At 69.1% G+C, this 13,118-nt stretch carries 10 protein-coding genes; 4 read left to right on the top strand and 6 right to left on the bottom strand.

What is annotated here, in order from left to right; all coding sequences use genetic code 11:
* Window positions 1-298: 298 nt before the first annotated feature.
* A complete protein-coding gene (locus QM624_RS02180; protein WP_415088466.1) occupies window positions 299-1,642 on the bottom strand; it encodes a sn-glycerol-1-phosphate dehydrogenase in 1,344 nt (447 codons plus the stop codon).
* 197 nt (window positions 1,643-1,839) lie between these two features.
* Between QM624_RS02180 and QM624_RS02175 the strand changes: the two genes are divergently transcribed.
* The gene (locus tag QM624_RS02175; RefSeq protein WP_415088465.1) at window positions 1,840-2,280 is read left to right on the top strand and encodes a universal stress protein; all 441 of its coding nucleotides are present in this window, start codon (window positions 1,840-1,842) and stop codon (window positions 2,278-2,280) included.
* Here QM624_RS02175 and QM624_RS02170 read toward each other — a convergent pair.
* On the bottom strand, window positions 2,277-2,939 hold the full coding sequence (locus tag QM624_RS02170) for a response regulator (RefSeq protein ID WP_415088464.1): 663 nt from the start codon (window positions 2,937-2,939) through the stop codon (window positions 2,277-2,279). The two genes, QM624_RS02175 and QM624_RS02170, sit on opposite strands and share 4 nt — an antisense overlap.
* Before the next feature lie 198 nt (window positions 2,940-3,137).
* Here QM624_RS02170 and QM624_RS02165 point away from each other — a divergent pair, with 198 nt between their 5' ends.
* Window positions 3,138-3,404: a DUF4342 domain-containing protein gene (locus QM624_RS02165; RefSeq protein WP_298132918.1), complete on the top strand. Its 267-nt coding sequence runs from the start codon at window positions 3,138-3,140 to the stop codon at window positions 3,402-3,404.
* A gap of 94 nt (window positions 3,405-3,498) precedes the next feature.
* Here QM624_RS02165 and QM624_RS02160 read toward each other — a convergent pair whose 3' ends face one another.
* From QM624_RS02160 to QM624_RS02150, 3 genes are all read right to left on the bottom strand, one after another.
* The gene (locus QM624_RS02160) at window positions 3,499-4,608 is read right to left on the bottom strand and encodes a hypothetical protein (protein ID WP_415088463.1); all 1,110 of its coding nucleotides are present in this window, start codon (window positions 4,606-4,608) and stop codon (window positions 3,499-3,501) included.
* 170 nt (window positions 4,609-4,778) lie between these two features.
* The gene (locus tag QM624_RS02155; protein ID WP_415088462.1) at window positions 4,779-5,438 is read right to left on the bottom strand and encodes a response regulator; all 660 of its coding nucleotides are present in this window, start codon (window positions 5,436-5,438) and stop codon (window positions 4,779-4,781) included.
* Window positions 5,438-7,492: a sensor histidine kinase gene (locus QM624_RS02150; RefSeq protein WP_415088461.1), complete on the bottom strand. Its 2,055-nt coding sequence runs from the start codon at window positions 7,490-7,492 to the stop codon at window positions 5,438-5,440. Before QM624_RS02150 ends, QM624_RS02155 begins: the two co-directional genes overlap by 1 nt.
* 178 nt (window positions 7,493-7,670) lie before the next feature.
* On the opposite strand from QM624_RS02150, the gene QM624_RS02145 reads away from it, so the two are divergent.
* On the top strand, window positions 7,671-8,300 hold the full coding sequence (locus QM624_RS02145) for a hypothetical protein (RefSeq protein ID WP_415088460.1): 630 nt from the start codon (window positions 7,671-7,673) through the stop codon (window positions 8,298-8,300).
* 228 nt (window positions 8,301-8,528) lie between these two features.
* Window positions 8,529-9,446, top strand: a complete 918-nt coding sequence (locus QM624_RS02140; protein ID WP_415088459.1) for a hypothetical protein — start codon at window positions 8,529-8,531, stop codon at window positions 9,444-9,446.
* Window positions 9,447-9,473: 27 nt separating this feature from the next.
* Here the strand turns inward: QM624_RS02140 and QM624_RS02135 are convergent.
* Window positions 9,474-13,118, bottom strand: a 3,645-nt coding sequence (locus QM624_RS02135) for a hypothetical protein (RefSeq protein WP_415088458.1), incomplete at its 5' end; no start/stop codon positions are given.

The raw sequence follows: 13,118 nt of genomic DNA, 5'->3' as shown, positions 1-13,118 counted from the left end.
GCGAACTGCTGCAAGCCGACCGAGTGCTCGTGCACGAACCGTTCGAAGTCGAGCTCGCCGGCCGGCGTCGGGTCGGCGTCGGCCACCACTGCCTCCCACGTCGCGAGCGAACTGGTCACGGTCAACCTACGCAGCGGCCCCCAACTTCGTGGCACCTCACAATGGAATTTTCTTGGGGCGGCTTCGACGGCGGATCGTCACGTCATCCCGGGCTCTCGCTCAGGTCATCCCGGGCTCCGACCCGGGATCTCAGGCAGGGAGAGATCCCGGATCAAGCCCGGGATGACGAAGGAGAGGCTCAGGTCCACAGACCGCCCGGTGCGAACACCTCGTCCACCAACTCGTCGAACCAGCCCAGCTCGCGGGCCAGGTCGAGAACGCTGTAGCGCGACCGGTAGTAGGCGGCACTGAGGAAGGTGTCTTTGACCTTGGCCGCGGTGATACCGATGTCCTCGGGGACGCTCGGTGCACCGGCCGCCTTCAACATCGCCTGCAGCTCGCGGGCCGGGATCAGCTGCTTCTCCAGCTGCGGCTTGAGCGTTCCCCAGATCTCGAGCACGTGGGTCAGCCGCTCCCGCAGGGCCGGGGCCTCGATGTACTTGGCCCGGGTCTCCTTCGCGCAATGGTCGGCGAGTGTCCCCGACAGCCGGCTACGGATGTCGGCCTCGATCGTCTCCCAGTCCGGCCACGCCGCGATCGCCTTCTCGACCGCGTCAGCGGTGACGTCGCGGAGGAAGAAGCGCTCGTAGAAGGCGCTCATCGCCAGCGTGCCGATGGCCACCTTGAAGCCGTGCGACAGCGGCGGGTCCCAGTCCTGGCCGAGGTGGTCCAGCTCCCACAGATGGCTGAAGTAGTGCTCGGCGCCGGAGGCCGGACGGGTGCCGCCGTAGACCTGCATCGACAATCCGGAGAGGATCAGCCCGTTCACCAGGCCCGCGTAGGCGTCCGGATCGCCGGCCGCCAGATCGGCGGGGCGGGCCAGTGCCTCTGCGACGCCGCCCTGGACCAGCTCCCAGGCCAGCGGATGCATCGCCTCCCAGCCGACGGCGTCCGACAGCAGCCAGTCGGCGCCGGCGGGGATCTTCGCCGACAGGTCGCCGTAGCCCGAACCGACCATGTTCGGCGGTGCCGCGGCCGCGACATCCAGGTCGAAGATCACCACCTGGGGTGCCGGGCAGGGCATGGTCACCTTCACGCCGTCGCGGGTCATCGGGGCACCGAAGCCGGTGTAGCCGTCCATCGACGCCGCGGTGCCGACCACCGTGTAGGGCTGCTCCAGCTCGCCGGACGCCAGCTTGACCAGGTCGTTCAGGGTGCCGGCACCGACCGCCACGCCGAGCGAACCGGTCTCGCGCAGCCGCTCACGGATCGTCTCGCAGTGCTCGTAGGCCGCGTACAACGCGGGAGTGCCGGGGAAGATCAGCGCATCCTCGACCCGCAACCCGGCGGCGCGCAGCGAGGCGTCCACGGCCTCGCCGGCGGCAGCCCAGGTGCGTTCGTCGGCGATCACCAGCACCGACGCGTCGCCGACGTCCATCGAGTCCCGGACGATCTCACCGACCCGGGCGAGCACGCCCCGGCCCACCTCGACCACCTTGGTCTGGTCGGCGTGCGACAGGCCCTTCTCGATCGCTGCGTTCACCGTATGTCCTCCGTTTCGTCGCTCTCGCGCTTGAACGTCCACCCTGGCGGTGGGCCGGTGCCACGGGATTCGTGCACCGGCGGGTCCAGCTTGCCGTACCGATGCACCGCCGCGACATAGGCGCCCACGGGGAGCGTCACCCATGCGGCGGGACTTTCGTCCCAGCCGCGGCGTCGTTGAGCGGCCACAGTCGAGTTATGACCGAGAACATCACCAAGGATCGAGTGGTCGTCGGGGTGGACGGGTCAAGGCCCTCCATCGCGGCGCTGCGCTATGCGGCGAGGATCGCCACCGCTTTCCAGGCTCCGCTGGAGGCGGTGACCGTCTGGTCGCCACCTGCCTTCACCGACCCCTACCTGGTCGTCGAGTGGACGCCGGAACATGACGCCGAACAGGTGCTGGACGCCGCGATCGCCGACGCCTTCGGCGACTCCCCGCCCGAACGACTGACCCGGACGGTGCTGCCCGGTCCGGCAGCCCGGACGCTGATCGGCCTCAGCCGGCACTGCGACACCTTGGTGCTCGGCAGCCGCGGCCATGGCGGCTTCGTCGGCATGCTGCTGGGCTCGGTGAGTTCGGCGTGCGCCGCCCACGCGCACTGCCCGGTGCTCATCGTCCGATCAGGTGCGGACGACTAACGCCAGCCGGCGGCCATCGAGCGCAGCCGGGCCTGCTCGCTGAGCCGCTCGATCTCGAAGACCGCCGCCTGGGTGCGGTGCTCGAAACCGAGCTTGCACAGCAGGCTGGACACGTGGTTCTTGACCGTCTTCTCGGCCAGGCCGAGCCGGTCGGCGATCTGCCGGTTGGTCAGGGCGTCCGCGATCAGGGCGAGGATCTGCCGCTCGCGGGTGCTGAGCGAAGCGAACCGTGGATCCTCGTTCCAGCGGTGCGGGCCGGTGATCGGCCGGGTCGCCAGCGGGGTGAGCAGTCGGCGTCCGGCCGAGACGGCACGCACCGCCCGCAGCAGTTCGGCGGCCCGCGCCGACTTCCGCAGGCAGCCGGACGCGTGGGCCAGCAACGCCGCGAGCATCGTGTCGTCGTCCGGCTCCGGGCTCAGGATCAGGCAGCCGAGGCTCGGATGCCGGCGCCTGAGGTAGTCGCACAGGTCGATGCCGCTGCCGTCCGGTAGACCGGCATCGAGTACGGCGACATCTGGTCGTGTGGCTGCGATCCGGACGACCGCCTCGCGACACGACGAGGCTTCGCCGACGACGGCGAGATCGGGTTGGGTTTCCAGAACACTGACGATGCCGCGGCGCACCAGTTCGTGATCGTCGACGAGGAAGATCCGAGCCATCTCAATCACCACCGAGTGCATCCACTCCGACGTGGTCCGGGCGAACCGCGTCGCGGCGTCCTTTGCTTATCTATCAGGGTACCGGCGCCCTTCCACAGCCGTGCCGGATCAGCCGAACAGCCACCGGTTTGCCCGGCGTGGAAAGAATGGGTGCATCGGCCGGAACACCGGCCCTGACCGTCGTTGGAGTGAGCAAGCATGACCGAGAAGGGCAACACCGAGCAGTTCGAGGTGACACTCGGCAACGTCGTCGGAAAGATCATGGAGTTGATCCGCGAGGGCAACGTGCGCCGGATCACCCTGCGGCGCGGTGGCAAGACGTTGCTGGAGGTACCGCTGAACGCCGGCCTCACCGTGGGTGCGGTCACCGCACTGGTCGCCCCGCTGCTGCTGGGCGTGGGTGCGCTCGCGGCAGTGGTCACCAAGGTGACCGTCGTGGTGGAACGGCCGTCGAAAGCCGAGTGACCCACCTCTCCCGACGCCCGGCCGCCCTGCAGCACGGTGGCATGCCGCAAGGGCTGCCGTCGTAGGTCACGACGGCAGCCCTTGGAGTCACGGGTCAGCGGTTGCTGGCGAGGAACCGCTGCGCGACGTTGGTCTTGGTGTGCTTGTAGTACCAGGCGGTCGGGTTGCTGTCACCGCTGATCACCCAGGCGACGGTGATCGACTTGCGGCCCTTGGCCGCGTTCGCCGACCACTTGCTGGTTGAGGTCAGGTTGGGCATCTTCTTGGTGGCCTGGTTGATCTTGCCCAGCCATTCGGCCTTGGTGGTCTCGGTGGTGCCGGTGACGGTGACGATCTCCCAGCTGGACTTGCCGTAGTGCGGCTTGTCCTCGCCCTTGCGGAGCAGTCCGTCGTTGTCGTAGCCGACGGCCTTCGAGCGGAGCTTCTTGGTCGCGGTCGAGTACTTGTCGACCTGCACCTTCAGGGTGACCTTCTCGGCGGCCGGCGGCGGGCAGTCGATCGGCGTCTTGGTCTCACGGTCGCGCTTGTCGATGAACGTCCAGGAATTGTCCGGGACGTCGGTGGTCCAGTTGGCCTCGCCCAGGTCGCTGGAGCTGCCGCCACCGGGCAGGTAGTAGACGGTCCGGTCCGGCGTCCCGTCGCCGTTGCCGATCTTGCGGCTGTCGACGTCGCGGGTGTCGGTTTCACCACCGGGGTTGTCGGTCGACCAGTCCGACCACGGGCCCCAATCGGTGTAGCCCTCGTCGGTCAGCACCTTCTCGGCCTTGTACTTGACGGTTTCGCGCGGGCCGCCGTAGCTGCTCAGTGAGACGGAGCCGGTGCCCAGGTACTGCTCGGGAACGCCGCTCTTGCCCCAGACGATGTTGATGATCACATCGGGGATCTGATGGAACCCGGGCGACTTCACCCAATGGCCGGCGACGACCTGGCCGTTCACCTTCGTGGTGCCGCCGTCGACGAAGTCCCAGCCCTCGACCGACTTGATCTCTTTGGAACCGTAGAGCTCGACCCGGCTGCGGAACCGGTATTCGGTGGTCGTCGTCTCCTGCTTGCCCGCGATGACCTTCTGGTAGCGGGATTCATGAACGATCGACGTCGCGTAGCAGGTGTTGGCCTCCTGCGCCGATGCCGTGACCGGCGTGGAAATGAAGAGTGCGCCTCCCGCGATCGCTGCGGCGGCGAGGGCTCCGATGACCTTCTTCATGTCTGCTCCTTGGGGCTGTCGAGGCTGGGTACCTCGTTGTCGTGGGAGCAGACTGATCCGCCGAGCGCAAGGCCTCCTCGTCCGGTGATGGAGCAGCGATCAAGAGATGAGCAAGGTCGAATTCAGCGCCCCTTGAGGTTTTCCCAAGCCGGCGGCGGACGCGGCGGCGGTCAGGGACGACGGCCCAGGCCGGCTTCGCGCGCGGCGATGATCGCTGCCGACCGGTCCCGGGCGCGCAGCTTCATCAGGATCGCCGAGACGTTGTTCCGCACGGTCTTCGGCGACAGGTACAGCTGGGTGGCGATCTCGCCGTTCGGCAGCCCGGTGGCGACCAGATCGAGGATCTCCCGTTCGCGCTCGGTCAGTTCCGGGAACACGGCGGGCGGCGCTGCCGTGGCCGGTCCGGCGGCGAACACGCGGGCGATCCGCTGGGCCAGTGAGGCGCCGAACACCACGCCGCCGCCGTGCACCGTCCGGATCGCCTGGACGAGCTCGTCGGCGTCCGCGCCCTTCAACAGGTAGCCGCGGGCGCCGGCGGTGATCGCGCTGAAGACGGCGCTCTCGTCCTCGCCCATGGTGATCACCAGCACCCCGGTCTCCGGCAGTTCGGCAAGCACCTGCCGGGTGGCTTCGATGCCGTTCAGCCGGGGCATCTGCAGGTCCATGATCACCACGTCGGGGCGGCTCTCCCGGGCCTGCTCGACGGCTTCGATGCCGTCCGCGGCGCGTCCGACCACCTCGATGTCGGGCAACGGCTCAAGCAGCGAGGCCAGCCCGTCGCGATAGATCGGGTGATCGTCGGCGATCAGCACGGTGATCGGTTCGGTCATCAGGCACCTCCGGTCAGCGGCAGGACGGCGCGGACGGTGGTGCCGCCGCCGTCCGGGCATTCGACCGTGGCCTCGCCGCCGAGTTCGGCGGCCCGTTCCCGGACCGAGAGCAGGCCCACCCCGGCCGTCCGCTCCGACGATATCCCGACGCCGTCATCGGCGACTTCCACGGTGAGGGCGCCCGTTTCCCGTACCAGCCGGACGCGCACCAGCCCGGCCTGCGCGTGCCGGGCCACGTTGGTGAGCGACTCGGCGACGATCCGGTAGGCGGCCACCTCGACCGCCGCGGGCAGCCCGTCCAGGCCCTCGGCTTCGACGGCCACCACCGGCCCGGATGCGCGCAGCTGATCGGCCTGCTGCTCGACGGCGGCCAGCAGGCCGAGGTCGTCCAGCGCCGGCGGACGAAGCCCGTGCACCAGCCGGCGCACCTCCGCGACCGCGTCCCGCAGGTCGGTCCGTGAGGCTCCGATCAGGTCCTTGGCCCGGGACGGGTCGGAGTCCACCGCCTGCTCGGCCGCGGCCAGCCGCAGCCCGACGCCGCCCAGCGCCGGCCCCAGCCCGTCGTGCAGGTCGCGACGGATCCGGCGCCGGTCGTCCTCACGGGCCAGCACCAGCCGTTCCCGGCTGGCCTGCAGCTCCTCAGTCAGCCGGGTTAGCCGGACGGCGATCGCGGCCTGCCGGACCACGTCCATCAGCAGCGCCTGGTCCGCCCGGGTGAGCACCGCCCGCAGCCCGCCACGGACCGGCAGGATCAGCCGTCCGACCCGCTGGCCGGAGTAGGCGATCGGCAGCTCGTTGACCTGCTTGGGGCGGCGTCCGTGTTCGGCGAGCAGCCGTCCGCCGTCGGAAGCGAACACCTCGACGCCGACGTACGGCACCCTGAACGAGTCGGCCACGGACGCCACCAGGGCCGGCAGTTGGTCGGCCACCGAACCGCTGGCCTCCAGCCGGGCGGCCAGACCGGCGACCACCTGGTACCGGTCGCCGCGCCGGCCCAGCAGCCGCCGCCGGATCCGGACCCAGAGCAGGCTGCGCAGCGGTGCGTAGAGCAGCACGGTCAGCAGCAGTACCACCAACGTGACGTCGCGCTGGTCGAGGTGGTCGCCCACCGTGCGGCTGATCAGCGCGACTAAGGCCAGGTCGAGACCGATCACGATGGCACCGACCGCACCCCAGGCGACGGTGTCGGCGACCAGGCCGTCCACGTCGTAGCGGTCGGGCGCGCAGATGCCGATCGTCACCGAGACCGAGGTCGCGACGACCGCCGCGAACAGCGCGTAGCTGGCCAGCAGCCCCGACGGCGCCAGCAGGCTGATCACCGCGAGGAAGCCGCAGACGATGCCGGCCCAGAGCAGCCAGCGCAGCCGGCGCCGCTCGAGGCCGGCCGCCAAGCGGTGCCGCACGACCACCAGGGCCAGCGCCGGGATCACCGAGGCCAGGGTGACCAGCCGGGTGACCACCATCAACGGATAGCCGACCTCGGCCGGGATCGGCAGGCTGAGCAGGTCGGGGTCGGCCACCGGCGGCTCCGGCACGCCGAGTTCGAGCACGGCGGCCGGCATCACCAGCAGGGTCACCGGCAGCGCCGCGGACGCCGCCAGGGTGACGACTCCGAGCCATCGCCAGCCGCCGGCCAGCAACCGTCCGGTCGGGTAGAGCACCAGCACCAGCGGCAGGCCGACCAGCAGGAAGGCCCCGGCCCGGGCGACGAACCAGTAGGCGAACCCGGTGCCGGGCAGCAGGTCGTCGGGCAGGGTGCCGAACGGTGGCGTGATGCCCAGCCCGTACCAGGCCTCCAGCGCGCCGTCCACCGCCCAGAGCAGTCCGAAGCCGACCAGGATGCCGCCGATGACGTGGCCCGGACGCCGGGACAGGATGACCGCGCCGCAGCCGGTCATCACCACGCCGAGCGGTGCGGTCGGTGACGCCAGATCGACGGTGCCGCCGGCCCGCAGCCGGATCACCTGGCAGATCACGGTGAATGCCGCCAGCGCCAGGGCGAGGCTCAACCAGACGATCGGGAGCGGCCGCAGCCGGGGCATCCGCAAGGGCACTCCGGCATTATCGCGGGCTCGGCGTCCCGTCCGCGCGGGACCGGCGTCCCCTCGTCACGGGACGTTTCCGCCCAGCGGGGAAGGGACGGCGCACCCTGGGGCGCGGGTCGCCCCGCCCAGCACGGTTGGGTCATCGGGCCGGCAGCACGGTCGGCCGACGACAAAGGGAGAACCACTGATGTCTGTGTCACAACAGCCGGCGCCGGCCCGCTCCGACCTCGCGGTCGCCGCCTCGGACGCCGCCGCCACACCCGCCGTTCGCTACCCGTTCAGGCGGCACGGCCTTCTGCTCACCATCGGCAGCACCGTCTGGGCCGCCACCATGGTGCTGTTCGACCTCGACCCCACCTCGCGGGTCGGCGAGATCGGCTATGCGTTCGGCTCCGGGTTGTTCCAGACCGGGCTGCTCGCCCTGCTCTGGGTGCTCTGGAAGACCGATGCCCTCGGCACCGGCAAGGTGGCGAAGACCGCGCTCGGCATCGAGACGGTGCTGGTCACCCTGGCCATCGGCTCGACGATCGCCGACGGGGTCGGGATCAGCGACCTGAACCAGCCCGGCTGGGCGCTGCTGGACGCCTTCTGGCCGTTCTCGATGTTCGGCATGTTCCTGATCGGCATCAGGATCGCGATCGCCGGTCAGTGGCGGGGCGTCCGCCGGTTCTGGCCGATGGTCGCCGAGAGCTGGGCCGTGGTGACCATTCCGACTCTGATCGTCTTCGGTCCGATCGTCGCCCAGGTCGTCGCACCGCTGCACCTGCTGGTCGGCTACGCCGTCCTCGGTGTCCTGGTGTCCAGCAAGCCTCGCTGATCCTCGTTGGTTGAGCCTGCCGAGACCCGGACCATGGGGTTTCGGCAAGCTGAACCCCGCAAGGGGGCGGCCGCCACCGGTCGAGCTTGTCCAGACACCTCCCCGAGCATGCGCTGATCCCCCACGCACCCTTGCGGCTGTCACCGGGGTCCGCCACAGTAGGGCCACCACCCTCCCCGCACCGACCGATCGTGAGCTCAGTTCACCAAAAGCCGCCGAGGAGCACCGATGGACCGCACACTCCCCCGTTTCACCCGGCTCGTCTGCGGCGTCGCGCTCGTGGCCCTGCTCGCCGGCTGTTCCTCCGGCTCAGGTGAAAGCGGTAGTCAACCCGGCGGTGCAGAACCTGGAGGGGCAGGGCCAGGGCCGGGAGGCGCGGGGACCGTAACCTCGGCGTCCGCACCCACACCGTCCGGGCCCGCGACCGACGCCATCCGCACGCTGGACCCGAAGACGCTCGACTGGAGATGGTTCGAGGACCATTCGCAGTCGATCAAAGTCGATCTGACCAAGCCGGACAAGCACGGACGCACCTACACGCTCGGCAAGCCGGTCTATTCCGACGCCGACGGCGACGGCCTGCAGGACATGGCCGTGCCGATCGCCCAACTGGACGGCAACGGCTACCGCCAGCATTGGCACATCTGGCTGGCAACCGGCTCCGGTGGCGCCGACCAGGTGATGATCCCGATCGGGCTGACCGCACGGTGCGGGGACGCGACCACCAAGGTGACCGCGATCAAGGGCGGATTCCAGGTCAAGGAAAGGCTGCGCGAGCCGATCATCGACGACTACCTGCCCTGTTCCAGTCCGGGCACCTTCACCTCCACCCGCCAGGTCGGCGTGGAGAAGGCCGGCGACACGGTGGCGCTGGTCAACCTGAAGGATCGCCGCGGCTACGGCGGGGTCTGCCCCACCGTGCCGCGCACCGAGACCGGACGGGTCAAGGTGTGGGGTGCGGTGGCACCCACCAACGCCGCGCCGTTGACCATCGACGGCGAGCGGATGTACCTGATCTGGGCGCACGCGCATCCGCTGACCAACGGCGCGGAACCGATGAAGCTCGCCGTGGTGTGGCCGGCCGGAGGGAACTCCAGCAAGCGGCTCTGCGTGTGGACCGATCCGGGTCGCTACGAGAGTTCCTGACCGAGGCGCGCAGCGCCGACCCAGGCCTCACGGCGTCGGCAGGCTGGTGGCCTCCGCGATGCACACGGCGGCGCCGATGTTGCCGCCCGCGTCGATCAGCAGCTTGACCAGGCCGGAGATGTCGTCGGTGGTGTCCAGCATCACCTTGGTCGCGAGCGGCGCACCGACGAAGCTCAGATTGCCCAGCACGGTGCCGAGGATGGCAACCCAGCCGGCATTGTTCTTGCCGCTGTAGACGCCGCCCATGATGGTGTTCGCGGTGCCGGCGATCATCTGCACGAACGGCGCCATGTAGTCCTTGGCGACGTCCTGCACCCCGCTGGGGAAGCCGGAGTTGCTCAGATCCTTCGTCCAGCCGGCCTTCGCCACCGCTCCGAACACCGACGGCAGCACCGCCGACCAGACGATGAACGGCAGCAACTGATAGTCGTTGGTACTGGTGGCGATGCCACCGTGGAACGGGTAGGACGCGCTGCCGTCGCTGTTCGGCTCGCTGGGCCACAGCGCGACCGTTTCGACCAGCGGGCACAGGATGTCGAAGTAGTCGATCAGGCCGGACGGCTCACCCCGTTTCCCGGTGTCGCTGTCGTAGAACTGCTGCGCGTCGCCGACCAGGTCCGCCATCCCCCACACGCCCTGGGCGACCGCGCCGGTGATGCCCAGCCCCACCTGCCAGCCGTCCGGCGGATTGGCGCCCAGCTGACCGCGCGGGACCCCTGCGACCGTGGCCGGGAACAGCGCGCTGTAGCCGCGGCAGCGGGCGACCAGAGCAGCCGGGAAGGCCACCACCCAGGACAGGATCTCGGAGAGGCTGAAGTGAAGGTCCACCCCGACCTTCTCCAGGATGTAGCCGAGAATGCCCATGCTGGAGACCAGGTTGTACTGGTAGGTGAAGTACGCCTCGATCAGCGCCACCCCGGCTTTGCACAGGTCGAGCAGGGTGTCGGCCAGCGCGTCGAGCAGCTGCAGCCCGTCGTGCACCACGGTGTCGAGCTGGGTGAACCAGTCGGTGATCTGGGTGTTGCTCAGCTTGTTCTTGTCGGCGCTGCCGTTGGTGCTGAACGCGTCCGTCATCGTGGTCGAGATGAAGTTGAACAACGCCTCCGACAAGGTCATCGCGTCGGCCCAGTCGGTCGCCAGATCCTGCAGCAGCGGTTGGAACGTGTCGGCGCTGATCGTCGGCCCGGTGTCGGTGGCCGGCAGGTAGGACATGAATTTGTCCATCAGCCACTTGCCGGGAACGTCGTTCATCACCTTTCCGATGTAGCTGAGGTCCTTGCCCAGGTGGCTCTGGTTGGAGGAGCTGCCGGTGTCGGTCGGCGGTGGCAGGGCTGGTCCGCCGAGGGTGCCCTCGACCAGGTTCTTGAGGTTGCTGATCTCCTGATGCGCCTGGGCCTCTTTGCCGCTGAACCAGTCGTCGGTGTCGATCTCGACCTGGTTGAGCGCGGCGGTGACGCTGGCGCCGAGGTCGCCGAACCAGGTCTGGAACTGTGCCGCGCTGGATTTGGCGGCCTCAACCAGTTCGATCACGTTGTTCTTCAGCCAGTCGATGGCCTCTTTGATGTCGGCGCCGAGGGTGGCGAAGAAGCCGCCGATCACATGGAAGGCGCTCTTCATGTCGGCGATGGCGAGATCGGTGAAGTTGACCACGGCCTCACCGATCTGAATCGCCAGGTCGACCAGCCAGCCGGCCGCGTTCTCGGCCGCCCGGACGACGGCTTGGACGAGCTTCGCCGCGCCGTGCCGGATGGCGTGACCGATGGTGTCGAACAGGTGCCCGAACGAGAAGGTCAGCCGGGCCCCCTCCAGCTTCGCCTGCCCGGAACCGGGAGTGTAGGTGGGTTTGCCACCGTTGACCGCCAGCGTGAAGGCCTGCGCAGACTGGGTGGAGTTCTGGGCGTCGTTGCCGGTCTTGATCAGCTGACCGAGCGCTTGGGCGGAGGCGTTCGCCGACGCGGAGTCGGTCAACGTGCCGAACAGCGGGGTGGTGCCGTCGCTCTGGGTGGCAGCGGTCAGTGTCGCACCGGTCAGGGTGCCGAGATCGCCCAGCGTGCCGGTGCCGCCCAGGAACGCGCGGACGTCGTTGTCGGCCATCACCAGCAGCGGGCTGCCGGTGGCGTTGCCGTTGGCGTCCAGCGCCTGCAGGGTGAGCATGGCGCAGTCCAACTCGTCGGACGGGATGCTGAAGGTGATCTCGCCCTTCACGTCGGTGGTGATGGTGAGCGGGGCGTCCGGGGTGATCGGCAGGCTGCCGGTCGGCGTCCAGGCGCCCACCGGGCGGTCGGTGCTGATCGTGACCTGCGCACCCATCACCGCCGTGCCGTTGGCGTCGGTGACCGTGCCCTGCACCCGGTAGGCGGAGAAGTCGTACAGTTCCTCGCCGGCCTGATGCACCTGGGTCTGGGTCCAGCCGGCCGGGCCGAGGGACAGCACGCTCAGGGTCTCATCGAGCCCGACCGCGAACAGCGTGTTCTGGTTCGGGTCGGTCGGGACGCCGAACACCGCCTGCAGGTCGGGAACCAGGGGGATCGGCGTTGCCCACGAGCCCGTCCCTGCGCCGGAGAGTTCCTGGATCATCTGCAGGGTGCCGTCGGAGTCGAGCAGGTTCACCGTGTACAGATCGTTCTGTTGCCACACCGACACCGCGTTGGACGCCGCCAGCGCGACGTCGGTGACCGTGTTGTAGTTGCCGTTCTCATCGATGAAGCCGGTTCCGCTGGCGGTCTGGAAGGCGTAGCCGGGATAGTTCGTGGTACTGGTCGGCGAGGCGTACGCCCACATCAGCTCGGTCACCCCGCTGGCGCCGGCGTCACTGATGCCGGCGTCGAAGTAGCTCGCGCCGTTCTGCGGGTACACCGTCAGCGTGCCCTTGTCGGTGAGCGTGAACAGGAAGCCCGTGGGAGCTTCCGTGGTGGACTTCTCGGTGGCGTCGTACAACACCGCGAAGTCGGTGAGCACACCGTCGAGGGTCGGCTGTAGGTACTGCTGGTAGATCAGCGGTTCATAGTCCAGATTGCCGGTCGGCACCCAGCCGCCCAGGGTCGTGGTGCCGCCGTCAACGAAGGTGGTGGCGAAGTAGGGCGTGCCGTCACGCGAGATGCCGCCCTTGACCACCCCCTGTTCGGCGCTGACGTCGATGCCCAGGTCCTCGTAGGTGGCGGTGATGCCGGAATCCCAGGTGGCGGCACCGGTCAACCGGGTCAGCCAGGCCGGAGCATTGGTCGGGTTCTCATTCGGATTACCGCTGGGATAGCCGAACACCAGGACGTAGACGTCGGTGCCGTTCGCAGCGACCGCGACGTCGTTGACGGAGTTGAACAGTCCCTGCAGGTCGAAAGCGACGAACGACCACCCGGTGGGGCTGGTGGCGTCGCGGCGCAGGTGGGAGAGGTTGCCGCCGGCGAACACCAGCGCCTCGACCTGGTTGCCGTTCTTCGGATTCACGAACGGGTAAACGTAGTCGCCCTGCTGGATCATCACCTCAGAGGTCATGAAGAACTCCTCGGACAACTCGCTGCTCGCCTGCAGCACGTAGGGCGTGGGCTGTGCAGCCGCGGGAGCGCCCCTGCGGCGGGGCGCCCGGCCCTTCAGCGCCCGCCGTGCGGCGCGGTTGGGGACGGCGACCGCGGTCGCCTCGTTGTTGAACAGCAGCGGCGCGAGGGCCGCGGTGAG

This window comes from Micropruina sp., from assembly GCF_047606365.1.
In the GTDB taxonomy this organism is placed as follows: domain Bacteria; phylum Actinomycetota; class Actinomycetes; order Propionibacteriales; family Propionibacteriaceae; genus Micropruina.
The sequence above is the reverse complement of the archived record's forward strand: the minus strand, read 5'-3'. Positions and strand labels throughout refer to the sequence as shown.